Here is a 23,815-nt window from a genome sequence, read left to right as displayed (position 1 = left end):
GGTCGCAATGGCATGTTGACTTGTATCAACGGGGAGCGGCGCTATGCCACATGGGCGTTTAGTGGCCCATCAACCAGTGCTGATGCGGACCGGGCAGCGTCCAGATACCGAAGACCATCACCAGTAAACCACCGGCCACACGCACGCTGCGTTTGCGCAGCAACGCCGTGACACGTTCGGCCGCCAGCCCGGTGGCCAGCAACACCGGCCAAGTGCCCAGCCCGAAAGCCAGCATCAGCCATGCACTGTCCAGCGCATTACCCTGGCTCGCGGCCCACAGCAGGGTGCTGTAGACCAACCCGCACGGCAACCAGCCCCATAGCGCGCCCAGCAGCAAAGCGCGCGACAGGCTGGACACCGGCAGCAAACGGTTGGCGACGGGTTGCAGGTAGCGCCACAGACCACGCCCGAGGCTTTCGATACGGGTGAGGCCGCTCCACCAGCCGGCCAGGTACAAGCCCATGCTGATCAGCAGCAACCCGGCCAGCACACGCAAGAACATCGCCGCCGGGCTGTTGGCCACCGCCCAGCCGGCCAGGCCAATCAATAACCCGGCGGTGGCGTAGCTGAGCACTCTGCCGAGGTTGTACGCCAGCAGCAGGCGAAAGCGGCGGCTGCGTTGCTCCTTTGGAATGGCCAGGGTCAACGCGCCCATCAGCCCGCCGCACATGCCCAGGCAGTGGCCGCCGCCGAGCAGGCCGAGGATCAGCGCGGAGACCAGCAACGGTGCCAGTTCAAGCATGGGGGGGGTCTTTTGGCGCGGGCGGTTGCTCGGGCCCGTTGGCTTCGTCCACCGCGGCCAGGTGGTTCGGGTCCTGGTCGTCGAACAGCACGCTGTGGGCCGGGCCGTCGAGGTCGTCGTACTGGCCGCTGTCCACCGCCCAGAAGAAGATGTAAATGGCCACGCCGACTAACAGCAGCGCCGCTGGAATCATCACGTATAGAGCTGGCATCTGCACTCCATGCCTGCGCGGCTCAAGCCGGCAGCGGGCGGGTTACTAAGGCGGCGCTTGCAGCCGGCGCGCTCGGCAGGCGAGTCAGGCGCAAGGCGTTGAGCACCACAGTCAACGAACTGAGGGACATGCCGATCGCCGCCCAGATTGGAGTGATCCAGCCGAGGGCGGCAAACGGCAGCATAAGGCCATTGTACAGCCCGGCCCACCACAGGTTTTCGATGATTACCCGGCGCGTGCGCCGCGCGAGACTAAACGCTTGCACCAGCGCGTCGAGGCGGTTGGACAGCAACACAGCATCGGCGCTGGTTTTCGCCAGGTCTGTGGCCGAGCCCATCGCCACACTGATATCGGCGGCGGCCAACACGGGCACATCATTGACGCCATCGCCGAGCATCAGCACCTTGCGGCCTTGCTGGTGCAGCTGTTGCAGCACCTGCAGTTTGTCGTCAGGGCGCAGGCCGCCATGGGCTTCGTCGATGCCCAGCTCCAGGGCGACACTGGCGACCATCGGCGAGCTGTCGCCCGACAGCAGCAGCGTGCGCCAGCCCCGCGCCTTGCACGCGGCCAGCAGGGCTGGCGCGTCGCTGCGCAGGCGGTCATCCAGCACGAACCAGGCAAGTGCGCCACGACGGTCGCCCAGCAGCAGCCATTGGCCGGCCTCATCCGGCGACTCGGGAATTTGGCAGCCACTCAGTTCGCAGACAAAACCGGGCTGGCCGATGCGCAACTGGCGTTCGCCTACGCGACCTTCCAGGCCGAGCCCCGGGGAGCTGAGGACTTCATCGGCGGCCAGCGGCGCTCGGCCGAACGCCCGGGCAATCGGGTGTTCGGAGCGGTTTTCCAGGGCGGCGGCGAGGCTCAGGCATTCATCACTGTTCAGTGCGCTCAAGGGGCGGATCGCGCGTAACGCCAAGCGGCCTTCGGTCAGCGTACCGGTCTTGTCGAAAATCACCGTGTCGATTTGATTCAAGCCTTCCAGCACATGGCCACGGGTCAACAGCAAGCCGAGTGTGTGCAGCGTGCCGGTGGCGGCGGTGAGGGCGGTCGGTGTGGCCAGTGACAGCGCGCACGGGCAGGTCGCCACCAGCATCGCCAGCACGATCCAAAATGCCCGCGAAGCATCCAGCTCCCACCACACCAGGCCGATCAATACGGCGGCAATCAGCGAACACAACAGGAACCACTGTGCGGCCCGGTCGGCGATTTGTGCCAGGCGCGGTTTCTCGGCCTGGGCGCGTTCCAGCAGGCGCACGATGGCGGACAGGCGCGTGTCATGGCCCAGGGCACGGACTTCGACGGTGAGTGCGCCTTCGACGTTGAGCGTACCGGCGGTGACTGCATCACCGCTGTGCCGAGGCTGTGGCAGGTACTCACCGGTGAGCAGGGATTCATCAATACTGGATTGGCCGTCAAGAATCACCCCGTCCGCTGGCAGTACCGCGCCGGGATGCACCAGCACCCGGTCGCCCAACGCCAGCTCACTGAGCAGGATGCGCTCGCTTTGGCCGTCAGCGTTGAGGCGCAGGCAAGAGGCGGGCAACAGGTTGACCAATTGCGCGGTGGCGGCGGCCGTGCGTTCCCGCGCCCGGCGCTCAAGGTAGCGGCCGGCCAGCAGGAACAGCGCGAACATGCCCACCGCGTCGAAATACAACTCGCCGACGCCGGTGATGGCCGTCCAAATACCCGCGAAATACGCGCCGCCAATGGCCAGGGATACCGACACATCCATGGTCAGGTGGCGCGTGCGCAGGTCGCGCAGCGCACCTTTGAAAAATGGCGCGCAGCTGTAGAACACGATGGGGGTGGTCAGAAACATCGCCACCCAACGCAGGATCACGTGCAGCTCCGGGCTCAGGTCGATATTGAATTCCGGCCAGGTGGCCATGGTCGCCATCATCGCTTGGAACCACAGCAACCCCGCCACGCCCAGTTGGCGCAAGGCCAGGCGGTTTTCGCCGGCCAGTTGCTCGGCGGCACGGTCAGCCTGGTAAGGATGGGCGGCATAGCCGATATGACGCAGCTCAGCGAGCAGTTGGCTCAACGGCAATTGCCCGTCGGCCCAGCGCACTTGCAGGCGATGGTTGGACAGGTTCAGGCGTGCCTCGGCCACTGCGGGCAGGCTGCGCAGGTGTTTCTCGATCAGCCAGCCGCAGGCGGCGCAACTGATGCCTTCCATCAGCAGAGTGGTTTCGGCGAGCTCGCCATCGTGGCGCACAAAGGGTTTTTGCACATCGGCACGGTCGTACAGCGCCAGCTCGTCCACCAGTTGCACCGGCAGCGCCTCAGGGTTGGCCGAGGCTTCGCTGCGGTGCTGGTAATAACTTTCCAGGCCGCCGGCCACAATGGCTTCGGCCACCGCCTGGCAGCCTGGGCAGCACAGTTCGCGACGTTCGCCGAGGATCACGGCGGTAAACCGGCTACCGGCAGGGACGGGCAGGGCACAGTGGTAGCAGGGAATTGGGCTGGTCATGAGTTGGATCTTTGGTGGCGGGGTGGGCCTCATCACGGGCCAGCCCGGCTCCTGCACAGGATCATGGTGTCCTTGTGGGAGCAGGCTGGCCCGCGATGCGCGACGCGCAGGTTGCTTACTTGTCCAAGTCTTCTGCACCTTGCAACGGCTCGTCACCCAACAGCAAGTCCTTATCGTGGCTGACCTGTTCTTCTTCAAACAGGCGCCAGGTCTTGTCGCCTTCCACACCGAGCAGTTCCACGAAGCGTCGGCCTTCGACCTTGTCGGTCACCTGGCCGACGTAGCGGCCGGGCTCGCTGTCGCTGCGGGTCAGGTTGATCTTGCGGTCCTTCTCCGGCTGGGTCGGGGAAATCAGGTTCAGCTCCAGGGTATTCGGGTTGCTGTTGCCGCTGAGGTGCAACTCGACTTCGCCGGTCAACTCGTCCAGGTGCACGTTGGCGCGCAGTTGCAGGGTTTGGGCCAGCAGTTCGCGGTCAAGGGAACGGTTGATCCCCTTGCCGGCTTCGTAGTAGTTGTCGTTAACCAGGTTGTCCGGGTTTTTCACCGCAATGGTCACCATGGACAAGGTCAGGGTCACCGAGCAGGTCAGGATACCAATGATGATCCAGGGCCAAAGGTGCTTGTACCAGGGGCTTGCGGCAGTAGCGACGGGCATTGTTGTGCTCTCTAGTTAGCGAACTGGGTGGTTAACGCACTTGTGGGCCGATGAATCGGCTCTTGGCTTCGATGTGGACGCTGTCGTCATCGGCATCCCTGAGGATGAATTTCACCTCGTTGGTACTCGACGGCAGTTGCTCCGGCGCGCTGGACAACTCCACCGGCATGCTGAAGATTTCCCCGGCCGCAACCTTGATTTCGCGTCGGCCTTGCAGCTTGAGGTCCGGCAGGCCCGAGGCGTCGAGCACGTAGGTGTGGTCGCGCTGGTCCTTGTTCATGATTTTCAGGCTGTAGACGTTTTCGATGCGCCCTTCAGCGTTTTCCCGGTACAGCACGCGGTCCTTGCTGACGTCGAACCCCACCAGCGAGCGCATGAAAAATGCGCCGGCCAACAGGCTGATCATTGCCAGCAACACCAGGGCATACCCGATCAGGCGCGGGCGCAATTTATGCGTTTTCTGACCGGACAGGTTGTGCTCGGTGGTGTAGCTGATCAGGCCGCGCGGGTAGTCCATCTTGTCCATGATGTTGTCGCAGGCGTCGATACAGGCAGCGCAGCCGATGCACTCGATTTGCAGGCCGTCGCGAATGTCGATACCGGTGGGGCACACCTGCACGCACATGGTGCAGTCGATGCAATCGCCCAGGCCCTCGGCCTGGTAGTCGCTGCCCTTTTTGCGCGGGCCACGCACTTCGCCACGGCGCGGGTCGTAGGACACGATCAGGGTGTCTTTGTCGAACATCACGCTCTGGAAGCGCGCGTACGGGCACATGTAGATACACACCTGTTCGCGCAGCCAGCCGGCATTGCCATAGGTGGCGAGGGTGAAGAAACCGACCCAGAAATACGACCAGCCATCGGCCTGGCCGGTGAAGAAATCAAACACCAGTTCGCGGATCGGCGAGAAGTAGCCGACGAAGGTCATGCCGGTGACAAAACCTATCAACAACCAGAGCGTGTGCTTGCTGAGTTTGCGCAGGAATTTGTTGGCGCCCATCGGCGCTTTGTCCAGTTTGATGCGCTGGTTACGGTCGCCTTCGGTGACCTTTTCGCACCACATGAAGATCCACGTCCACACGCTTTGCGGGCAGGTATACCCACACCAGATGCGCCCGGCGTACACGGTGATAAAGAACAGGCCAAAGGCCGCAACGATGAGAATGCCCGAGAGCAGGATGAAATCCTGAGGCCAGAAGGTCGCGCCAAAAATGAAGAATTTACGCTCCGGCAGGTTCCACCAAACGGCCTGGTGCCCCCCCCAATTCAGCCACACGGTGCCGAAGTAGAGCAGGAACAAACCGGCACCGCCGAGCATGCGCAAATTGCGGAACAGGCCGGTGAAGGCGCGGGTGTAGATTTTCTCTCGCGACGCATAGAGGTCGACCGTGTTGCTGGCGTTTTTGGCAGGCGGGGTAACGTCGTGTACCGGTATTTGGTTGCTCATCATTGCATCCCACGGCGGTGGAGATTTGCCTCGGCCAGTACGTGCCAGCCGGGGTCAAAAATAGGGTCTTGCAGTGGCGTAATGATACGCCCCTGATGCTGCTCAACGGGTGCGACCTTTGGTCGCGTTGGGGGAAATCAATGGATGGTATATGTGATCTGGATCAATTGACTTGGCAAGTATGGACGTTTTTTGCCGGTAGGCAGGTCATTCATCCCATGGATTAATCAGTGAGGCGCCGCAGGACTGAACATCTGTCTCATCCAGTACAGGGCGGCCCGGCCAGATGTGTCGCGGCGCGATGTAATGCGTAAGTCCGTATGTGATAGCGGAACTGAGGCGATGAAGTAGAGCACTCATGCGTCACCCACTACCTGTGTTGGGAGTGGGATTGTTTACTAATGAGATGAAAACTTGAATATTTCTTCGACGCTTGCAACTTATAACGCCTCAGCACCTTCGCCTGTAGACTCCAATTTTGCACGTGCAACGCTGCGAGAGATGTCTGATCTGTACGCCAGCATGGACAGGTATGAGTTGGGCAAGCTTTTGGGTAACGAATTTGACCGATTGGAGGATCCTGAAAACAGGGGGTTTTTGACGGTAGAATTTTTGGGATACATCGCCATGGGTATGGCTGGAAACAAATTTACCTCGTCGGACCAAGTGCTCGCTTTGGAAGTGCTCAAGCGTGGCGGTTTCACGGCGTCCCTGGATCTGGATGACAAAGGCGAGCGCAACGGTAAGTTTGACCGGCAGGACATCCGTGCCTACATGGACGCAATGTTGAGGGAACATGAGGTAACAACGGCTGGCGCGGACGCTCGATAAATCGTCTATGGCCGCTGAGTGAGGGTGCCAGACCCTCACCATACAAAAAGCCCTGCGGATTCAACATCGGCAGGGCTTTTGTGATTTTAACGTGTCACTTTGGATCGGCTGGCTTATCCCCATGAGACAAGCTGTAAACATACGCCGCCAGCAAGTGCACCTTGTCATTCCCCTGCAACAACTCCTGCGCAGGCATCTGGCCCTGACGGCCATAACGAATGGTTTGCTGCAGTTGCGCAAAACTCGAACCGTAGATGAATGCACCCGGGTGGGTCAGGTCCGGCGCGCCCATCGCTGGGGTGCCTTTACCGGCAGGGCCGTGGCAGGCCACGCAGTTGGCGGCGAAGAGTTTCGCGCCGTTGGCCACGTCGGCCTTGGCACCTTCCGGCAGTTTGCGGCCGTCGAGGTTGGTCACCACAAAACCCGCCACGTCGGCCACGCCTTGCTCGCCGATGACTTCGGCCCAGGCCGGCATCACCGCATGGCGGCCTTTCATGATGGTTTCCTTGATGGTGGCCGGCTCACCGCCCCAGCGCCAGTCGGCATCGGTCAGGTTAGGGAAGCCGTAGGCGCCCTTGGCGTCGGAACCGTGGCATACCGAACAGTTGGAGGCGAACAGGCGGCCACCCATCTTCAAGGCTTGCGGGTCTTTGGCCACGTCTTCAATCGGCATTGAGGCAAACTTGGCGAAGATCGGCCCGAACTTGGCGTCCGATTTGGCCATTTCCTTTTCCCATTCATGCACGCCGGTCCAGCCGGTCTGGCCATTGGCGAACGGGGTTTGCTTGTCGTTGTCGAGGTAGTTGTAGCCCGGCAGCAGGCCCTTCCAGTTGCCCAGACCGGGGTACAGCGCCAGGTAGCCAAGGGCGAAGATGATGGTGCCGACGAACAGCATGAACCACCATTTCGGCAACGGGTTGTCGTACTCCTCAATGCCGTCGAACGAGTGACCGACGGTCTCGTCCGTTTGTTCGGCGCGCTGCCCCCTGCGGGTCGACAGCAGCAGCCAGGTCAGGGCGAAAATGGTACCCAGACTGAGGACTGTGACGTACAGACTCCAGAACGTAGTCATTCTTTGTTACTCCTAGAAGCTTGCTCGACGTGCTTGATGGCTTCGGGATCATCTGCAAAGGGCAGCATGGTCGCGTCGTCAAACTCCGACTTGCGCCGCGGGCTGAACACCCACAATGCCAGGCCGATGAAGGCCACCATCACGACAACGGTGCCCAGGCCTCGAATCATCCCGATATCCATGAAGATCACCGTTTGCTTTTGATGATGGTGCCAAGGCCTTGCAGGTAGGCCACCAATGCGTCCATTTCGGTCTTGCCCTTCACGGCGGCGGCTGCACCGGCGATGTCTTCATCGGTGTAGGGCACGCCCAGGGTGCGCAAGACTTCGAGTTTCTTCGCGGTGTCCTTGCCGTCGAGCTTGTTTTCCACGAGGAACGGGTACGCCGGCATTTTCGATTCAGGCACCACGTTGCGCGGGTTGTACAAGTGCGCACGCTGCCAGTCATCGGAGTAACGACCGCCGACACGGGCCAGGTCCGGGCCGGTCCGTTTGGAACCCCACAGGAACGGGTGGTCCCAGACGCTTTCCCCGGCCACCGAGTAGTGGCCGTAGCGTTCGGTTTCGGCACGGAACGGACGGATCATTTGCGAATGGCAACCCACACAGCCGTTGGCGATGAACACGTCACGGCCTTCAACTTCCAGCGCTGGGCGCGGCTTCATGCCTTCTACGGGTTTGTTGGTCACGTCCTGGAAAAACAGCGGAACGATCTGGGTCAGGCCGCCGATGCTCACGGCGATGACCATGAAGAAGGCCAGCAGGCCGATGTTCTTCTCGACTACTTCATGCTTCATCAGTGAGCTCCCACAACGGCGATCTTGGTGGCGGCTTCGGCTTCTACCGGGTCGGAAGCACGCACGGTGCGCCAGACGTTGTAGGCCATGAACAGCATGCCGCTGGCAAAGAACGCACCACCGATGGCGCGGACGATGTAGCCCGGGTGGCTGGCTTGCAGCGCTTCGACGAAGGAGTAAGTGAGGGTGCCGTCATCGTTGATCGCACGCCACATCAGGCCCTGGGTGATGCCGTTGACCCACATCGAGGCGATGTAGAGCACGGTGCCGATGGTGGCCAGCCAGAAGTGGGTGTTGATCAGCCCGACACTGTGCATCTGCGCACGGCCGAACAGTTTGGGGATCATGTGATACAGCGCGCCGATGGAGATCATCGCCACCCAACCGAGGGCGCCGGCATGTACGTGGCCGATGGTCCAGTCGGTGTAGTGGGACAGGGAGTTGACGGTCTTGATCGCCATCATCGGCCCTTCGAAGGTCGACATGCCGTAGAACGCCAGCGACACCACCAGAAAACGCAGGATCGGGTCGGTGCGCAGCTTATGCCAGGCGCCCGACAGGGTCATCATGCCGTTGATCATGCCGCCCCAGCTTGGGGCCAGCAGGATGATCGACATCGCCATGCCCAGCGATTGCGCCCAGTCCGGCAGCGCGGTGTAGTGCAGGTGGTGAGGACCGGCCCAGATGTACAGGGTGATCAATGCCCAGAAGTGCACGATAGAGAGGCGATACGAGTAAATGGGGCGTTCGGCCTGTTTGGGCACGAAGTAGTACATCATCCCCAGGAAGCCGGTGGTGAGGAAGAAGCCTACGGCGTTGTGGCCGTACCACCACTGGATCATCGCGTCGGTCGCACCGGCATACGCCGAATAGGACTTGAACAGGCTGACCGGCAGCGACGCGTGGTTGACGATGTGCAGCATCGCCGTCACCAGGATGAAGGCACCGTAGAACCAGTTACCGACATAGATGTGCTTGGTCTTGCGCTTGACGATGGTGCCGAAGAACACCAGGGCGTAGGTCACCCAGACGATGGCCAGCAAAATGGCGATTGGCCATTCCAGCTCGGCGTATTCCTTGGTGGTGGTGTAGCCCAGCGGCAGGGTCACGATCGCACCGACGATAACGGCTTGCCAGCCCCAGAAGGTGAAAGCCGCGAGGCCGTCGGAGATCAGTCGCGTCTGGCAGGTTCGCTGCACGACATAGTAGGAAGTGGCAAATAACGCACACCCACCGAAGGCAAAAATCACCAGGTTGGTGTGCAGCGGGCGCAGGCGGCCAAAGGTCGTCCATGGCAAACCGAAATTCAATTCCGGCCAAACCAGTTGCGAGGCGATAAACACCCCGAGCCCCATGCCAAGGATCCCCCAGACCACCGTCATGATGGCGAACTGGCGGACTACCTTATAGTTATAAGCAGTCGGACTGATTGCTGTGCTCATTCTAAGGTTCCACGGTTTAGGTTTTTTTATAGGTAAAATCGGCCGCAAGTATGTAGAAAGCGAGGGGCCATTGCAACGCAATGACTGACCTGTATCAATGCGTTCCACGCCAGATTCTGCGCCCTTTCCATGTTTTACGTAAGGACAAAATCGGAAATATAAAGCTGATCGAGTGGACAGGAAAATTTATTGCTGGCGGGGACTTGTAACTTGGTGTGTGTAAACACGCTCTCGAGGTGACGAGTGGTCAGTGGCACGATAGCCGGTCACTGCCAGCCTTTGCGCCTGTCACCCTGCAAAAATGTTCAACCCATCGAGTGCAAATCGGCCGTCGACCGGTCAATACCGATCCACTGTGGGAACAAGCGTAGACCCGAATGGCAGGAGGGGAAAGTTGCGGTGGGGAAGGGTGCGACACTTGGTCGCGTAAAACGCAAAAGTTGCCGCCCCGAACAGGGGCGGCAGTCAGAGGTTACTCAGCGTGGCTTTCTGGCGTTGCGCCATCAGCGTTGTGGGACAGGCTGTAAACATAGGCGGCGAGCAGGTGCACTTTGTCGTTGCCTTGCAGCACGTCCTGCGCCGGCATCTGACCTTGGCGGCCATGGCGGATGGTCTGCTGCAATTGCGCCAGGCTGGTGCCGTAGATAAAACCGGCAGGCTCGGTCAGGTTCGGCGCGCCCATGGCTTCCATGCCGTGGCCTTGTGGCCCGTGGCACGCCACGCAGGTGGTGTTGAAGGCGGCTTGACCGGCCGCCAGATCCGCGGTGCTGTCAGCGGGCAAGGGCAGCTTGGCCAGGTCGTGGCGCACAAAGGCGGCGACGTTTTTCACCCCATCCTCACCCAGTATCTCGCCCCAGGCCGGCATCGCCGCGTGGCGACCATTCAGAATGGTCGTCTTGATCGCGTCAGCCGAACCGCCCCAGCGCCAGAGGTTGTCCGCCAGGTTCGGGAAGCCATACGCGCCCTTGGCATCCGAGCCGTGGCACACCGCGCAGTTGGAGGCGAACAGGCGACCGCCCATCTTCAGCGCTTGCGGGTCCTTGGCAACTTCTTCCACCGGCATGGCGGCGAACTTGGCGAAGATCGGCCCGAACTTGGTATCGGCCTTGGCCATCTCCTTGTCCCATTCCTTGGCCGAGGTCCATCCGTTCTCATAGCCCGGCAACACGCCTTTCCAGTTGCCCAGGCCCGGGTAGAGGATCAGGTAGCCGACCGCAAACACCAGGGTGCCGGCGAACAGCATGAACCACCACTGGGGCAGCGGGTTGTCGTATTCCTCAATGCCGTCGAAGGCATGGCCCATGGTCTGGTCGACGCTGCCCTTGGTCTCGCCCTTGCGGGTGCCGATCAGCAGCCAGGTCAGGCCGATCAGACTGCCGAGGGTCAGTACGCAGATCCATGTACTCCAGAAGGTCGTCATGGGCGAGTGCTCCTTGTTGCAGGCTCTTCTTGAGCGTCGGATGGCGAAGGTTCATCGGCGAAAGGCAGCAGGCGTGCCTGCTCGAACGCCTCGTTGCGCCGGTTGTTGAACACCCACAGCGACAGGCCGATAAAGGCGATGGCGACGACCAGTGTGCCCAGGCCGCGGATGGTGCCCGCATCGAATTCAAATCCCATGGCTCACCTCTTGCTCTTGATGGCAGTGCCGAGCACTTGCAGGTAAGAAACCAGCGCGTCCATCTCGGTTTTGCCTTTGAGGCTGGCGACGGCGCCGCTGATGTCCTCGTCGGTGTACGGCACGCCGAGCGTGCGCATGACGTGCAACTTGGTCTCGGTGTGGCTGCTGTCGACGGGGGCGGTGACCAACCATGGATACGCCGGCATTTTCGATTCCGGCACGACGTTGCGCGGGTTGTATAAATGCGCGCGGTGCCAGTCATCCGAGTAGCGCGTGCCGACGCGCGCCAGGTCCGGCCCGGTGCGCTTGGAGCCCCACAGGAACGGGTGGTCCCAGACGCTTTCGCCGGCGACCGAGTAGTGGCCGTAGCGTTCGGTTTCGGCGCGGAACGGGCGGATCATCTGCGAGTGGCACTGCACACAGCCTTCGCGGATATAGATGTCGCGGCCTTCCAGTTGCAGCGCGGTGTAGGGCTTCATGCCTTCCACCGGTTTGTTGGTGACGTCCTGGAAGAACAGCGGGACGATCTGGGTCAGGCCGCCGATGCTCACGGCGAGCACCATCAGCAGCATCAGCAGGCCGACGTTCTTTTCAATCGTTTCGTGTTTCATCACTGACTCCTCAGGCCATCTGCGCAGAAGCGACGACTTCGGCAGGTTGCGCCGAACGTACGGTGCGCCACGTGTTGTAAGCCATCAGCAACATGCCGCTGAGGAAGATTGCCCCGCCCACCAGTCGCACGATGAAGCCAGGGTGGCTGGCCACCAGGGTTTCGACGAAGGAGTAGGTCAACGTGCCGTCTTCGTTAATCGCACGCCACATCAGGCCCTGGGCGATGCCGTTGACCCACATCGAGGCGATGTAGAGCACGGTGCCGATCGTGGCCAGCCAGAAGTGCGCGTTGATCAGGCCGAGGCTGTACATCTGCTCGCGGCCGAAGACTTTCGGGATCATGTGGTAGAGCGCGCCGATGGAGATCATCGCCACCCAACCGAGGGCGCCGGCGTGTACGTGGCCGATGGTCCAGTCGGTGTAGTGGGAGAGGGCGTTGACGGTCTTGATGGCCATCATCGGCCCTTCGAACGTCGACATGCCGTAGAAGGCCAGGGACACCACCAGGAAGCGCAGGATCGGGTCGCTGCGCAACTTATGCCAGGCGCCCGACAGGGTCATCATGCCGTTGATCATGCCGCCCCAGCTCGGTGCCAGCAGTACCAGCGACATCACCATGCCCAGCGACTGTGCCCAGTCCGGCAGTGCGGTGTAGTGCAGGTGGTGCGGGCCGGCCCAGATGTAGAGGGTGATCAGGGCCCAGAAGTGCACGATGGACAGGCGATAGGAGTACACCGGGCGCTCGGCCTGTTTGGGCACGAAGTAGTACATCATCCCGAGGAAACCGGCAGTGAGGAAAAAGCCTACCGCGTTATGTCCATACCACCACTGCACCATGGCATCTGTGGCACCGCCATAGGCCGAGTAGGACTTGGTCCAGCTCACTGGCAGGGAGGCGTGGTTGACGATATGCAGGATGGCCACGGTGATGATGAACGCACCGAAGAACCAGTTACCGACGTAGATGTGCTTGGTCTTGCGCTTCATCACTGTGCCGAAGAACACGACGCCATAGGCGACCCAGACGACGGCGATAAGGATAGCGATCGGCCATTCCAGCTCGGCGTATTCCTTGGAAGTGGTGTAGCCCAGCGGCAAGCTGATGGCTGCCAGCACGATCACCAATTGCCAACCCCAGAAGCAGAACGCGGCAATTTTCGGCGCGAACAGCTGCGTCTGGCAGGTGCGCTGCACCGAGTAGAAGGAGCTGGCGAACAGTGCGCAGCCGCCGAAGGCGAAGATCACCGCGTTGGTGTGCAGCGGGCGCAAGCGGCCAAAGCTGGTCCAGGGCAAGTCAAAGTTGAGTGCAGGCCAAACCAATTGGGCGGCGAGAAAAACCCCGAGCCCCATGCCGACGATGCCCCACACCACCGTCATAATGGCGAATTGGCGGACCACCTTGTAGTTATAGGCGGTACTTAAAGTAGTGTTCATGGTTCCCCATCCACGGTTCAACCCAAGCAAATGCGGCACTTGGGCTGGAGTTATAGGCAGACTAAAAAGCGAGGCAAGCATGAGCAAAGAGCACAAGGCCAGTATTGACGGGGATCAATGGGCGCAGTGTGTACGGGAACATGGCTGGTTGTGGGATGCCGCGACGGGGTCGATCGCGCGTGCGCCGGTGACGCTGATCCTGGCTCATGGTGCTGGCGCGCCGATGGACTCAGCCTTTATGAGCGACATGGCTGCACGCCTTGCCGGGCATGGCGTGAACGTGTTGCGCTTCGAGTTTCCCTACATGGTTCAACGCCGTGCGGATGGGGGTAAACGACCACCCAACCCGGCACCGAAGCTGCTGGAATGTTGGCGTGAGGTGTATGCCGTGGTGCGACGTCATGTCGCTGGGAAACTGGCCATCGGCGGCAAGTCGATGGGCGGGCGCATGGCCAGTATTGTGGCCGATGAGTTGGGCGCCGATGGGTTGGTGTGCCTGGGCTATCCGTTCTATGCGGTGGGCAAGCCGGAAAAGCCACGGGTCGAGCATCTGGCCGGGCTGAAGACGCCGACGTTGATAGTGCAGGGCGAGCGCGATGCGCTGGGTAATCGGGCGGCGGTGCAAGGGTATGAGCTGTCGCCGAGCATCGAGGTGATGTGGCGGGTGGCGGGCGATCATGATTTGAAGCCGCTGAAGGCGTCGGGGTTTAGTCATGAGCAGCATTTGCAGGCTGCGGCGGTGAAAGTCGCTGAGTTTCTGGGTGCCTGTTAGGGGCCCCTTCGCGAGCAAGCCCGCTCGCACATTGGAAATGCATTCCAAATGTGTGAGCGGGCTTGCTCGCGATAGCGGTTTACCGGTTGAAGCGCTCGACCAGTGAATACTGGGTATTCGCCGTGTGGGTCAGCTCTTCGCTCAACTGCGCCGAGTTCATCGCCTGTTCCGAGGTCTGATCCGCCAACAGCGCAATCGTGCTGATGTTGCGGCTGATCTCTTCGGCCACCGCGCTTTGCTCCTCGGTGGCCGCGGCGATCTGGGTGGTCATGTCGGTGATGTTGGCCACGGCCTCACTGATGCCTACCAAGGCCTGATCTGCCTCCATCACCCGTGCCACGCCTTCTTCGGCCTGGCGATGCCCGGCGTCCATGGTTTGCACCGCAGCGGCGGCGGTCTGCTGCAGCTTGGCGATCAGGGCATGGATCTGCCCGGTGGATTCAGCGGTGCGCTGCGCCAGTTGACGGACTTCGTCGGCCACTACCGCAAAACCACGGCCCATCTCACCGGCGCGCGCCGCTTCGATGGCGGCGTTCAGCGCCAGCAGGTTGGTCTGGTCGGCGATGCCTTTGATCACGTCGACCACGCCGCCGATTTCATCGCTGTCCTTGGCCAATTGCGTGACGGTCACACCGGTTTCGCCCACGGCGACCGACAGGCGCTGTATCGCCTCGCGGGTTTCCCCGGCGATGTCGCGGCCGCGACCGGTCAGGCGATTGGCTTCCTGGGTGGCGTCGGCGGTGCGCTGCACATGGCTGGCGACTTCCTGGGTGGTCGCCGCCATCTGGTTGACGGCGGTGGCCACCTGTTCGGTTTCCACGCGCTGACGTTCCAGGCCACTGGAGCTGTTGTGCGCCAGGGTGTTGGACTGCGCTGCCTGGTCGTTGAGGTGCTCGGCAGTGTCCTGCAAGCGGGTAAGACACGTCTTCAGGCGCGCTTCCTGGCTGAGGATCGACATCTCCAGTCGCGCTTGTGCGCCACGGCTGTCGGTATACATCTGTGCGATCAACGGGTCGGACGTGGTCTGCTCGGCCAGGCGCAGCAAGCGCTTGAGGCCGCGCTGCTGCCAGCTCAGGCCGAGCAGGCCCAGCGGCACCGACAAACCCGCCGCGAGGGCAAAGCCCCAGTGGGAGTTGAGCGAGGCACCGATCATGAAGCTCAACTGGCTGACCAGAATAAACGGCAGCCAGTCCTGCAGCACCGGTAGCCACTTGTCGCGCTGAGGCACGGCCGACTTGCCCTGGTTGATGCGTTGATAGAGCGCTTCGGCCCGTCGGATCTGCTCGGCGGTGGGCTTGATGCGCACCGATTCGTAGCCGATCACCTGGTTACCATCGAAGACCGGCGTCACGTAGGCGTTAACCCAGTAGTGATCGCCCGTCTTGCAGCGGTTCTTAACGATGCCCATCCATGGCAAGCCTTGTTTGAGCGTGGACCACATGTGCGCGAACACGGCCGGCGGAACATCCGGGTGACGTACCAGGTTGTGCGGCGCACGGACCAGTTCGTCGCGGGTGAACCCACTGATTTCGACGAAGGCGTCGTTGCAGTAGGTAATCACGCCTTTGGCGTCTGTGGTGGAGATCAACCGTTGCTGAGCGGGGAAGGTACGTTCGCGCTGGGTAACGGGTTGGTTATTACGCATGATTGTTCAATCCGCAAGGCTTTGATGGGTTGTCGGCCATTGCGGGTATTTATTTAACTTATTTTTGCAACAATCAACCGGCCAGCATCGGGTAGGTAAACAAACCGAAGTGGAGCAGGTTCAAGCCAAAGTGCGTGGCGATCGCTGCGCCCAGGCCGCCAAAGCGATAGGCCAGCCCATAACCGACGCCTGCAATGCTCGCCAGCAGCACCCAATGCCAACCTGCGCCCAGGTGCACCAGGCCGAATAATAACGAGGCCAGCAGCAATGCCAGGTTTTCCCCGTAGGGCAGGTGTTTGAAGCGTTGGCTCAGGCCGCCCTGGATATAGCCGCGAAACAACGCTTCTTCGACCAGGGTCACCAGCAGCAGGTTATTCAGCACCCACAGCCACGCCTGTTCCGGCCATTTGGGGGCCCAACTGATCATCCCCAGCAACGCGGCGCCACCCAACGCTGCCACTGCTGTCAGGGTCACCGCCAGGGCGGCGACGCAGATCGACAGGCGCAACGAGCGGCGCGCCACAATCCATGGGCAAGCGAGTAGGAGCCAGAAGCCGATCAGCGGTTTGTCCTGGTTCAGGTACATCGAAAACGGCACCGCGTCCGGTGTCAGGCGCTCGGGCGCGATGCCGCGGCCGTTGTAGAAACCCGGCAGCCAGTGCATCGCCAGGCCCAGGGCCAGCACCACGAACAAGCCGTGCCCGAGGTAGCGCGCCCAAGGGCTGCGTTGCTGGCGTACGGCGTACCCGGCGATCAGCAGCATGGCCACCGAGACCGCCGCCAACATGCCCAATTGCCCGTAGGTCAAGGCCAATACATAGCCAATGGAGAGAAGCACCAGGTACAGCCAGGGCAAAGCGATCATGTGAAATCCTTCAAAAAAACTGGCCGGCATTATAGCGACCGGGCTTGTTCGCAGGCATGAAAACTCTTCCACGCACGGCGCCTGGGTGAAGTGATTGCAAAACAGGAAGGCGGCTGGTTATAGTCGGCGCGTCGTTATCCCTTCAAAAAAGATCAGCACATGCCAGCTTCCCAGCGCATAGCGGTAGTCGATTCAGCGGTCAGCGCTGTGGTCGTGCCGTGCGGGAATAAACAGCCTGCGCAGATCAGTCACTACCCCCCACCTGTCAGTAGCACGCCGGTGTACGCAGTCGTATCACCGCCGGGTGTTGGCATTGCGGGCTGATCAGCGATTCGCTGTCCCCTGTGCCCGCCTGAAAAAAACCTACTGAGTTTCAGCCTTGGCTGAATTGGCTTTTTTGCCTGATTGCAGGTGGTAACCATGTCTGTTCTTTCGAAACAATCCGTGGCCGCGGCGGCCTCGACGAGCCTGTTTGTCCTGTTGTGGAGCAGCGGGGCGATATTCTCCAAGTGGGGGTTGGCCCATGCTTCGCCCTTTGCCTTTCTGCTGATTCGCTTTGCCATCGCCCTGGCCGGGTTGGTGGTTCTGGTGCCGATCCTCAGGTTGAAACTGCCACGTCCCGGCAAGCCCATGCTCTATGCGGCGGCGACGGGGCTGGTGCTGTTAGGCGCGTATCAGATTTTCTATCTGCTGGCGCTGGACCTTAAAGTCACTCCCGGCGTGATGGCCACCATCATGGGGGTGCAGCCGATACTCACGGTGGTGCTGGTGGAACGTCAGCGTTCGTTACGCCGGATGTTCGGTCTTGGACTGGGGCTGGCGGGGTTGATCATGGTGGTCTATCAGGGCATTGGGTTGTCTGGGATGTCCCTGGCCGGGATGCTGTTCGGCCTGCTGGCGCTGGCGAGCATGACGTTTGGCTCGATCATGCAAAAACGCATCACCGATAACCCTCTCGGTACGCTGCCCGTGCAGTATCTGGCGGGGTTGCTGCTGTGTGCCGTGTTTGTACCGTTCCAACCTTTCCACTTTGAACAAAGCGCCAACTTTTACCTGCCGGTGCTATGGATGGGGCTGGTGGTGTCGTTACTGGCGACGCTGCTGCTGTACCGTCTGATCGCGCGTGGCAATCTGGTGAATGTCACCAGTTTGTTCTATCTGGTGCCAGCAGTGACGGCGGTGATGGATTACCTGATCTTTGGTAACCGGCTCGCGCTGTTAAGCGTGTTGGGGATGGGGTTGATCATCGTCGGGTTAGGGTTTGTGTTTGGTAGACGTTGAGTGAGGTGCTGAGCACTGCCTCAACGCTGACGGGGGCCCGCGAAAGCGCGCGCCCGTCAGGTCTGCGATCTATTGTCGAGTGAGCGCAGTCGTCAGCGTCTGCGCCATGCTTTTCACGTAGTCGCGCAGTTCGGGTACTGCGGTGGCTTCCCAGTCTCGCGCCTGGAGGAAGGGCCCGACGTAGTACAGCCAGTCTGACGGCACGGCATTGCAATCGAGCAGCGCGCCTGAAGGGGCGATATCCATCCCGGTTCCGAGTGCGTCAGGCACTAACAGGCCATCTGCGCGCAGGGATTTGAGCAGAGGGTCGTCCAATTGGCGCAGGTCCAGGGCTGGCGTCGTGCAATTGATCACCGCTTTAACCTGCAACTGTTCCTCGGTGCTGGCGCCACGACGGCGTACTGAAACGCTTACGCCCTGAGGGTTTGACGCGTAGCCGACGATGCGCCCGGCCAACAGCTTGAGCTGGCCGCTGGCGAGTTCTTCGTGCATGCGGGCGCCGGGTTGGGGTGCACAACGATGGCGATGGGCGTCCCAGTAAGGGCGTATATGCCGCAAGAATCGTCGGCGTTCATCGAGCGGCAAGGCCTGCCACAGTTGCTGGGTGGCCGACCTCAATCCACCGATGATGTCGCGCCAGTCTCCTGCGCTTTGAGCGTGCAGCCTGACCGCGTCACGGACTGCGCGTACGTAATGACGCACCCTGCAATCGGTCAACATGTGCTGTGACAGCCCCTCGTCGTAAGCGGGGTGTGCATTCAATTCGCGGTGCGGTTGGGGCAGCAGGCCACGGCGTGAGACGGCTTGAATAGTGCCTTTGTGCCCTCGATCACGTAAGTCGAGCACGACATCCAGCATGGTCAGTCCGCTACCGATCAGGAAGACGGGGTCATTGGCACTGATGCCATCCAGTGCGCCGGGTTGCCATGGGTCATGCACGTAGCCCGGGCTTGCGTAGAACTGTCGATATTGCGGGGCGATAGCCGGTTCCTGGCGTGCACAGCTGCCAATGCTCAAAACGATGCTGTCGGCGCGATAATGCTCTCCGTTATCCATCAAGAGCAGCGCGCCGTTTGCATTGGGCTGGGGGACTATCTTGACCACTTCGCCAATCACCTGGTGCAGCTCACAACCCTGCGGCGCGCGGCTGATGGCATCCTTCAGCAGCGCTTCCAGATAATCGCCATAGACGCGTCGCTCTACGAAGGAGCCGGGTGTCGCAGTTGGGGCGTGGCGTTTAACGTAGTCATAAAAGCGTCGTCTTCACCGGCGAGGGCGCTCATTCTGCCGGCGGGCACGTTGAGCACATGGGCGCGGGTGCTTTAGGTAGCCCCGCGGGCGATGCTGCCAGCGCGGCTGATCAACAGGATTTTCAAGGCGGTGAAGGGAGGGGGGCGCAACAAGTGTACGGCCAGCGTCGAGCCGCAGAAGCCTGCGCCGATAATCGCGATGGTCTTGGTATTCATTCGAGCTCCAGTTTCAACGCTGCTCATTTTTCATTTGACAAGGTTGTTCTATTGCTCTTATTGAATAAGAGCCGATAAGTGATGTGTAGAGTCAACCGATGGATTGTTATGAGCGTGATAATGAAGTGGATCGGGTTCGTCAGCCAGGGCGCAACTGCAGCTATTCAGCGTTTGTGGATATAGGTCAGTCGCACTCCCGTTAGCCGTTGTCGACGCTTCATAACTGAATATGCGCTATACCCTCTTCGGCGTTTGCAGGGCGGGCGACCGGGATAAACAGGTTTTCGGCTCGCTGCTAGCGCGGTCACTCGCAGTGGTTTGGCGTATTCACTGATGGCGCACTAACATGATTTAGCCATTGCGGGCGGATCAGGGAAGGTTACCCTCCTGTCATTTAGGCCGCCTAGCGTCACAAACCCCCGAGTTAGAGGTGCAACGCCTGATCCTAGAGCCTCTGAGGGGGGCGAGGACGTCGACCGTTGGTCATCAGTAAGATTGCTCTTACCATTTAATGCTGTAATAATTCCGACCTTATTGTGGCCTATATCCTACCTCCCTGCAGGATATGTAGTACGCTCGCAAAGGGATATTGTGTCTATTTTCGCATCGCGTAGCCTTTCCAATGCTCTGCCGAACGATGTTTGCCTGGCAACCGTCGCGGTTTTGATGTGCTCGTACAATGGTGATACGTTCCTTGCTGAACAGCTTGACTCCATTGAGCGGCAGAGCCATCGTGGCTGGAAATTAGTAATTTCTGATGACGGTTCCCAAGATGGTACTTCGGCTATTTTTCAGGAATACTGTAATCGTTGGGGCAGCGACCGTTTGCGTGTCGTAGCTGGTCCTCAAAAAGGCTTCGTAGCCAATTTTCTGTCGCTGACCTGTCGCGCCGATATCCAGGCAGACTATTTTGCATGGTGCGATCAGGACGATATCTGGAATGGCGAGAAGTTGCAGGTCGCTGTTGAGTGGTTGCAGACACAGCCTGCCGATGTTCCGGCCCTTTATTGTGGTCGCACTCAACTGGTCAGTGACTCGGGTGTCACACTCGGCTTTTCTCCGCTTTTCTCTCTGCCCCCTCACTTCTCGAACGCGCTCGTCCAGAGCATTGCGGGCGGCAATACTATGGTGTTCAACCAGGCTGCTCGCGAGTTGATCATGGAGGCGGGGCTGGATGTCGTCGTTCCGTCTCATGATTGGTGGGCGTATCAGCTCGTTACGGGTGCGGGAGGCGTCGTTCACTACGATCCCGAGCCTCGAATGCTTTACCGCCAGCATGATGAAAATCTGATTGGCAGCAACTCCAGCTGGGCAGCTCGCCTGGTTCGGCTACGGATGATCTTTCAAGGACGTTTTTACGAGTGGAACGAACAGAACATTCGTGCACTCGAAGCCATGGAGCATCGTCTTTGCGAAGAGCATCGAACGACCCTTGCGCGCTTCAAAGGTGCGCGGAGTCAAACGTTATTTAGACGAGTGCTGGGGTTTTGGTCTGCTGGTTTGTATCGGCAGACGTTTATGGGGAACCTCGGGCTAATTTTTGCAACACTACTGAAAAAGATCTGACTCAATGACTATCTTAGTAACCGGCGGTGCGGGCTTTATCGGTGCAAACTTTGTATTGGACTGGGTAGCCCAGACAGATGAGCCGGTCATTAACCTGGATAAGCTGACGTATGCCGGCAATCTGGAGAACCTCAGCTCGATCGAAGGCGACAAGCGCCACGTGTTCGTACAGGGTGATATCGCCGATACTCAGTTGGTCCAGCGCCTGCTCGCTGAACACCAGCCGCGCGCTATCCTGAACTTCGCCGCCGAGTCGCACGTCGACCGCTCCATTCATGGCCCGGAAGATTTTATCGAGACTAACGTCGTCGGTACCTTCCGCCTGCTGGAGGCGGTGCGCGCCTACTGGAAAGGACTGGACGCTGATGCACAGCAGTCTTTCCGCTTCCTGCATGTGTCGACTGATGAAGTCTATGGCTCCCTGGCCAAGGAAGACCCGGCGTTCACCGAAACGCATCAGTACGAGCCTAACAGCCCTTACTCGGCGAGCAAGGCGGCGAGCGACCACCTGGTACGGGCCTACCACCATACCTATGGCTTGCCCGTACTGACGACCAATTGCTCGAACAACTACGGCCCGTATCACTTCCCAGAAAAATTGATTCCGTTGATGATCGTCAACGCACTGGCAGGCAAAGCCCTGCCGGTGTACGGCGACGGTCAGCAAATTCGTGACTGGTTGTACGTTAAAGACCACTGCAGCGCTATCCGTCGTGTACTGGAAGCCGGCACTGTGGGTGACGTTTATAACGTCGGCGGCTGGAACGAAAAGCCAAACCTGGACATCGTCCACACCGTTTGCGCCTTGCTCGATGAGCTGCGCCCTCAAGCGGATGGCAAGCCTTACAGCGACCAGATTGCTTACGTGACCGATCGCCCAGGCCATGACCGCCGTTATGCCATCGACGCACGCAAACTGGAGCGTGAGTTGGGCTGGAAGCCGGCTGAGACGTTCGAGACGGGTATTCGCAAAACCGTAGAGTGGTACCTGGACAACCAGGATTGGGTAAGCAATATCCAATCGGGTTCGTACCGCGAATGGGTCGAAAAGAACTACGCCGAGCGTTCGGCATGAGGATCCTTCTACTTGGCAAAAATGGCCAAGTGGGATGGGAGCTTCAACGCAGCTTGGCCCCTTTGGGCCAAGTGCTTGCGCTCGACTCAAAAAGCCCGGACTACTGCGGCGACCTCAATGATCTGCAGGGTCTGGCCGCCACCGTGCAACGGTTTGCACCTGACGTCATCGTCAACGCAGCGGCCTACACCGCCGTCGACAAAGCCGAAAGCGAGCCCGCCCAGGCCCTGCGTGTCAACGCAGAAGCCCCGGCGGTACTCGCCGCCGAGGCGCTGAAGCTGAATGCCTTGCTGGTGCACTATTCCACCGACTACGTGTTCGCCGGCACCGGCGACACGCCGTGGCTGGAAAGCGACCCGGTCGGCCCGCTGAGCGTCTACGGTACGACCAAGCTGCAGGGCGAGCAGGCCATCCAGGCCAGCGGCTGTGCGCACCTGATCTTGCGTACCAGCTGGGTCTACGCAGCGCGCGGTAACAACTTCGCCAAGACCATGCTGCGCCTGGCCATTGAGCGCGACAGCCTGAACGTGATTGACGACCAGTTCGGTACGCCCACTGGGGCGGACTTGCTGGCCGACGTCACCGCGCACGCGATCCGCACTCTGGGCTCGAACCCGTTGTTGAGCGGGGTGTATCACCTCGCCGCCGCAGGTGAGACCACCTGGCACCGCTATGCCCGCTTCGTGCTCGAACAGGCGCAAGCGGCTGGCGTGCAGCTCAAGGTCGAACCGGCCAAGGTGGGCGCGATCACCACCGCGGCCTACCCGACGCCGGCCAAACGCCCGGGCAACTCCCGACTCAACACTCAAAAACTGCAGAATGCCTTCTCACTGCGCCTGCCTGAATGGCAGGACGGCGTGGCACGGATGCTTAAAGAAATTCTAGAGAAATGAACATGCTTAAACGTAAAGGAATCATTTTGGCCGGTGGTTCAGGCACACGCCTGCACCCTGCAACCTTGGCAATCTCCAAGCAATTGCTGCCGGTTTACGACAAGCCGATGATCTACTACCCGCTGACCACGCTGATGCTGGCGGGGATTCGCGACATATTGATCATCTCGACGCCGCAGGACACGCCTCGCTTTGAGCAATTGTTGGGCGATGGTAGCAAGTGGGGGGTGAGTATTTCTTATGCAGTACAGGCCTCTCCGGATGGTCTGGCTCAGGCTTTTATCATTGGTGAGGATTTTATCGGCAACGATTTGTCTGCACTGGTGCTAGGCGACAATATCTATCATGGTCATCATTTCAATGAGCTGCTCAACAGCGCCATGCATCGCCAGGATGGCGCCAGTGTTTTTGCTTATCATGTGAATGATCCCGAGCGTTACGGCGTCGTCGAGTTTGACGACCAGGGTAAGGCGATCAGCTTAGAAGAGAAACCGCTTCAGCCCAAGTCCAACTATGCGGTAACGGGGCTCTATTTCTATGACCAAGACGTGGTCGAGATTGCCAAGGGCATCAAGCCTTCGCCTCGTGGCGAGCTGGAAATTACTGACCTAAATCGTATTTATATGGAGCGAGGCAAGCTCTCTGTGGAAATCATGGGGCGTGGTTACGCCTGGCTGGATACCGGCACTCATGAATCGTTACTTGAGGCCAGTCACTTCATTGCCACACTTGAGCACCGCCAAGGGCTTAAGGTGGCCTGCCCTGAAGAGATTGCGTTCCGGCAAAAGTGGATTGATGCTGAGCAGCTGGAAAAACTCGCGGCGCCACTCTCCAAGAATGGTTACGGTCAATATCTGAAGCGCCTCTTGCATGAAAAGATTTTTTGATAGGGCGTTCGCCAAGCTTTTTCGTATTTACC

At 60.1% G+C, this 23,815-nt stretch carries 23 protein-coding genes and 1 pseudogene; 7 read left to right on the top strand and 17 right to left on the bottom strand.

The genetic code is table 11. From position 1 onward, the window contains the following. Positions 1 to 58: 58 nt before the first annotated feature. From CPH89_RS02065 to ccoG, 5 genes are all read right to left on the bottom strand, one after another. Entirely contained in the window at positions 59 to 742 is a 684-nt protein-coding gene (locus CPH89_RS02065) for a sulfite exporter TauE/SafE family protein (protein WP_053257432.1), read from the bottom strand. Further along, positions 735 to 953 carry a cbb3-type cytochrome oxidase assembly protein CcoS gene (ccoS, locus tag CPH89_RS02060; RefSeq protein ID WP_053257431.1) on the bottom strand — a complete coding sequence of 73 codons (219 nt, stop codon included), beginning with the start codon at positions 951 to 953 and terminating at the stop codon, positions 735 to 737. Before ccoS ends, CPH89_RS02065 begins: the two co-directional genes overlap by 8 nt. 22 nt (positions 954 to 975) lie before the next feature. Continuing rightward, complete coding sequence (locus CPH89_RS02055; RefSeq protein WP_053257430.1) at positions 976 to 3,426, bottom strand: heavy metal translocating P-type ATPase; 2,451 nt, start codon at positions 3,424 to 3,426, stop codon at positions 976 to 978. A gap of 115 nt (positions 3,427 to 3,541) precedes the next feature. Next, a complete protein-coding gene (locus CPH89_RS02050; protein ID WP_053257429.1) occupies positions 3,542 to 4,081 on the bottom strand; it encodes a FixH family protein in 540 nt (179 codons plus the stop codon). A 31-nt stretch (positions 4,082 to 4,112) separates the two neighbouring features. Next, positions 4,113 to 5,528 (bottom strand): cytochrome c oxidase accessory protein CcoG, encoded by a 1,416-nt coding sequence (ccoG, locus tag CPH89_RS02045; RefSeq protein ID WP_053257428.1) that lies wholly within the window; start codon positions 5,526 to 5,528, stop codon positions 4,113 to 4,115. Positions 5,529 to 5,942: 414 nt separating this feature from the next. Between ccoG and CPH89_RS02040 the strand changes: the two genes are divergently transcribed. Then, complete coding sequence (locus tag CPH89_RS02040) at positions 5,943 to 6,359, top strand: hypothetical protein (RefSeq protein ID WP_139372146.1); 417 nt, start codon at positions 5,943 to 5,945, stop codon at positions 6,357 to 6,359. Positions 6,360 to 6,453: 94 nt separating this feature from the next. On the opposite strand, the gene ccoP (CPH89_RS02035) is transcribed toward CPH89_RS02040, so the two are convergent. From ccoP (CPH89_RS02035) to ccoN (CPH89_RS02000), 8 genes are all read right to left on the bottom strand, one after another. Further along, complete coding sequence (gene ccoP, locus CPH89_RS02035) at positions 6,454 to 7,431, bottom strand: cytochrome-c oxidase, cbb3-type subunit III (protein ID WP_053257426.1); 978 nt, start codon at positions 7,429 to 7,431, stop codon at positions 6,454 to 6,456. Beyond that, complete coding sequence (locus CPH89_RS02030) at positions 7,428 to 7,613, bottom strand: CcoQ/FixQ family Cbb3-type cytochrome c oxidase assembly chaperone (RefSeq protein WP_003193169.1); 186 nt, start codon at positions 7,611 to 7,613, stop codon at positions 7,428 to 7,430. Before CPH89_RS02030 ends, ccoP (CPH89_RS02035) begins: the two co-directional genes overlap by 4 nt. Before the next feature lie 5 nt (positions 7,614 to 7,618). Continuing rightward, positions 7,619 to 8,227: a cytochrome-c oxidase, cbb3-type subunit II gene (gene ccoO, locus CPH89_RS02025; RefSeq protein WP_053257425.1), complete on the bottom strand. Its 609-nt coding sequence runs from the start codon at positions 8,225 to 8,227 to the stop codon at positions 7,619 to 7,621. Next, positions 8,227 to 9,669, bottom strand: coding sequence for a cytochrome-c oxidase, cbb3-type subunit I (ccoN, locus tag CPH89_RS02020; protein ID WP_053257424.1), 1,443 nt, complete (start codon positions 9,667 to 9,669; stop codon positions 8,227 to 8,229). The genes ccoO (CPH89_RS02025) and ccoN (CPH89_RS02020) overlap by 1 nt, the downstream gene beginning before the upstream one ends. Before the next feature lie 472 nt (positions 9,670 to 10,141). Beyond that, positions 10,142 to 11,089 (bottom strand): cytochrome-c oxidase, cbb3-type subunit III, encoded by a 948-nt coding sequence (gene ccoP, locus CPH89_RS02015; protein WP_053257423.1) that lies wholly within the window; start codon positions 11,087 to 11,089, stop codon positions 10,142 to 10,144. Then, positions 11,086 to 11,286, bottom strand: coding sequence for a cbb3-type cytochrome oxidase subunit 3 (locus tag CPH89_RS02010; RefSeq protein WP_053257422.1), 201 nt, complete (start codon positions 11,284 to 11,286; stop codon positions 11,086 to 11,088). Before CPH89_RS02010 ends, ccoP (CPH89_RS02015) begins: the two co-directional genes overlap by 4 nt. A gap of 3 nt (positions 11,287 to 11,289) precedes the next feature. Beyond that, positions 11,290 to 11,898, bottom strand: coding sequence for a cytochrome-c oxidase, cbb3-type subunit II (ccoO, locus tag CPH89_RS02005; RefSeq protein ID WP_053257421.1), 609 nt, complete (start codon positions 11,896 to 11,898; stop codon positions 11,290 to 11,292). Positions 11,899 to 11,908: 10 nt separating this feature from the next. Then, on the bottom strand, positions 11,909 to 13,333 hold the full coding sequence (gene ccoN, locus CPH89_RS02000; protein ID WP_053257420.1) for a cytochrome-c oxidase, cbb3-type subunit I: 1,425 nt from the start codon (positions 13,331 to 13,333) through the stop codon (positions 11,909 to 11,911). Positions 13,334 to 13,412: 79 nt separating this feature from the next. On the opposite strand from ccoN (CPH89_RS02000), the gene CPH89_RS01995 reads away from it, so the two are divergent. Further along, positions 13,413 to 14,105 carry an alpha/beta family hydrolase gene (locus tag CPH89_RS01995; protein WP_053257419.1) on the top strand — a complete coding sequence of 231 codons (693 nt, stop codon included), beginning with the start codon at positions 13,413 to 13,415 and terminating at the stop codon, positions 14,103 to 14,105. A gap of 79 nt (positions 14,106 to 14,184) precedes the next feature. On the opposite strand, the gene CPH89_RS01990 is transcribed toward CPH89_RS01995, so the two are convergent. Both CPH89_RS01990 and CPH89_RS01985 read right to left on the bottom strand, forming a co-directional pair. After that, entirely contained in the window at positions 14,185 to 15,750 is a 1,566-nt protein-coding gene (locus CPH89_RS01990) for a methyl-accepting chemotaxis protein (protein WP_053257418.1), read from the bottom strand. 73 nt (positions 15,751 to 15,823) lie between these two features. Next, positions 15,824 to 16,615 (bottom strand): CPBP family intramembrane glutamic endopeptidase, encoded by a 792-nt coding sequence (locus tag CPH89_RS01985; protein ID WP_053257417.1) that lies wholly within the window; start codon positions 16,613 to 16,615, stop codon positions 15,824 to 15,826. Between the two features lie 420 nt (positions 16,616 to 17,035). Here CPH89_RS01985 and CPH89_RS01980 point away from each other — a divergent pair, with 420 nt between their 5' ends. Next, a complete protein-coding gene (locus CPH89_RS01980) occupies positions 17,036 to 17,896 on the top strand; it encodes a DMT family transporter (RefSeq protein ID WP_053257416.1) in 861 nt (286 codons plus the stop codon). Between the two features lie 69 nt (positions 17,897 to 17,965). Here CPH89_RS01980 and CPH89_RS01975 read toward each other — a convergent pair. Further along, positions 17,966 to 19,093 (bottom strand): annotated as a pseudogene (locus tag CPH89_RS01975) (FAD/NAD(P)-binding protein); the annotation flags it as partial. Between the two features lie 125 nt (positions 19,094 to 19,218). After that, the gene (locus CPH89_RS30525) at positions 19,219 to 19,362 is read right to left on the bottom strand and encodes an FAD/NAD(P)-binding protein (protein ID WP_232005425.1); all 144 of its coding nucleotides are present in this window, start codon (positions 19,360 to 19,362) and stop codon (positions 19,219 to 19,221) included. 591 nt (positions 19,363 to 19,953) lie between these two features. Between CPH89_RS30525 and CPH89_RS01970 the strand changes: the two genes are divergently transcribed. The 4 genes from CPH89_RS01970 to rfbA are packed head-to-tail and all read left to right on the top strand — an operon-like array spanning position 19,954 to position 23,783. Beyond that, positions 19,954 to 20,928 (top strand): glycosyltransferase family 2 protein, encoded by a 975-nt coding sequence (locus CPH89_RS01970; RefSeq protein WP_081006393.1) that lies wholly within the window; start codon positions 19,954 to 19,956, stop codon positions 20,926 to 20,928. 4 nt (positions 20,929 to 20,932) lie between these two features. Further along, a complete protein-coding gene (gene rfbB, locus CPH89_RS01965) occupies positions 20,933 to 22,003 on the top strand; it encodes a dTDP-glucose 4,6-dehydratase (protein ID WP_053257414.1) in 1,071 nt (356 codons plus the stop codon). Further along, positions 22,000 to 22,896 (top strand): dTDP-4-dehydrorhamnose reductase, encoded by an 897-nt coding sequence (gene rfbD / locus CPH89_RS01960; RefSeq protein ID WP_053257413.1) that lies wholly within the window; start codon positions 22,000 to 22,002, stop codon positions 22,894 to 22,896. The genes rfbB and rfbD overlap by 4 nt, the downstream gene beginning before the upstream one ends. A gap of 2 nt (positions 22,897 to 22,898) precedes the next feature. After that, the gene (gene rfbA, locus CPH89_RS01955) at positions 22,899 to 23,783 is read left to right on the top strand and encodes a glucose-1-phosphate thymidylyltransferase RfbA (RefSeq protein WP_053258027.1); all 885 of its coding nucleotides are present in this window, start codon (positions 22,899 to 22,901) and stop codon (positions 23,781 to 23,783) included. Positions 23,784 to 23,815: the final 32 nt, after the last annotated feature.

Origin of the sequence: Pseudomonas fluorescens (genome assembly GCF_900215245.1) — a bacterium.
Classification (GTDB): Bacteria; Pseudomonadota; Gammaproteobacteria; order Pseudomonadales; family Pseudomonadaceae; genus Aquipseudomonas; species Aquipseudomonas fluorescens.
The sequence above is the reverse complement of the archived record's forward strand: the minus strand, read 5'-3'. Positions and strand labels throughout refer to the sequence as shown.

Excerpts from the sequence above, each read along its gene's own strand:
- CPH89_RS02050 (WP_053257429.1), bottom strand. The coding sequence starts at position 4,081 with ATGCCCGTCGCTACTGCCGCAAGCCCCTGGTACAAGCACCTTTGGCCC.
- ccoS (WP_053257431.1), bottom strand. The coding sequence starts at position 953 with ATGCCAGCTCTATACGTGATGATTCCAGCGGCGCTGCTGTTAGTCGGC.
- CPH89_RS02055 (WP_053257430.1), bottom strand. The coding sequence starts at position 3,426 with ATGACCAGCCCAATTCCCTGCTACCACTGTGCCCTGCCCGTCCCTGCC.
- CPH89_RS01985 (WP_053257417.1), bottom strand. The coding sequence starts at position 16,615 with ATGATCGCTTTGCCCTGGCTGTACCTGGTGCTTCTCTCCATTGGCTAT.
- ccoN (WP_053257420.1), bottom strand. The coding sequence starts at position 13,333 with ATGAACACTACTTTAAGTACCGCCTATAACTACAAGGTGGTCCGCCAA.
- rfbD (WP_053257413.1), top strand. The coding sequence starts at position 22,000 with ATGAGGATCCTTCTACTTGGCAAAAATGGCCAAGTGGGATGGGAGCTT.
- rfbA (WP_053258027.1), top strand. The coding sequence starts at position 22,899 with ATGCTTAAACGTAAAGGAATCATTTTGGCCGGTGGTTCAGGCACACGC.
- ccoO (WP_053257421.1), bottom strand. The coding sequence starts at position 11,898 with ATGAAACACGAAACGATTGAAAAGAACGTCGGCCTGCTGATGCTGCTG.
- CPH89_RS01990 (WP_053257418.1), bottom strand. The coding sequence starts at position 15,750 with ATGCGTAATAACCAACCCGTTACCCAGCGCGAACGTACCTTCCCCGCT.
- ccoP (WP_053257423.1), bottom strand. The coding sequence starts at position 11,089 with ATGACGACCTTCTGGAGTACATGGATCTGCGTACTGACCCTCGGCAGT.
- CPH89_RS01980 (WP_053257416.1), top strand. The coding sequence starts at position 17,036 with ATGTCTGTTCTTTCGAAACAATCCGTGGCCGCGGCGGCCTCGACGAGC.
- rfbB (WP_053257414.1), top strand. The coding sequence starts at position 20,933 with ATGACTATCTTAGTAACCGGCGGTGCGGGCTTTATCGGTGCAAACTTT.
- ccoO (WP_053257425.1), bottom strand. The coding sequence starts at position 8,227 with ATGAAGCATGAAGTAGTCGAGAAGAACATCGGCCTGCTGGCCTTCTTC.
- ccoN (WP_053257424.1), bottom strand. The coding sequence starts at position 9,669 with ATGAGCACAGCAATCAGTCCGACTGCTTATAACTATAAGGTAGTCCGC.
- CPH89_RS02010 (WP_053257422.1), bottom strand. The coding sequence starts at position 11,286 with ATGGGATTTGAATTCGATGCGGGCACCATCCGCGGCCTGGGCACACTG.
- CPH89_RS30525 (WP_232005425.1), bottom strand. The coding sequence starts at position 19,362 with ATGAATACCAAGACCATCGCGATTATCGGCGCAGGCTTCTGCGGCTCG.
- CPH89_RS02030 (WP_003193169.1), bottom strand. The coding sequence starts at position 7,613 with ATGGATATCGGGATGATTCGAGGCCTGGGCACCGTTGTCGTGATGGTG.
- CPH89_RS02065 (WP_053257432.1), bottom strand. The coding sequence starts at position 742 with ATGCTTGAACTGGCACCGTTGCTGGTCTCCGCGCTGATCCTCGGCCTG.
- CPH89_RS01995 (WP_053257419.1), top strand. The coding sequence starts at position 13,413 with ATGAGCAAAGAGCACAAGGCCAGTATTGACGGGGATCAATGGGCGCAG.
- ccoP (WP_053257426.1), bottom strand. The coding sequence starts at position 7,431 with ATGACTACGTTCTGGAGTCTGTACGTCACAGTCCTCAGTCTGGGTACC.
- ccoG (WP_053257428.1), bottom strand. The coding sequence starts at position 5,528 with ATGAGCAACCAAATACCGGTACACGACGTTACCCCGCCTGCCAAAAAC.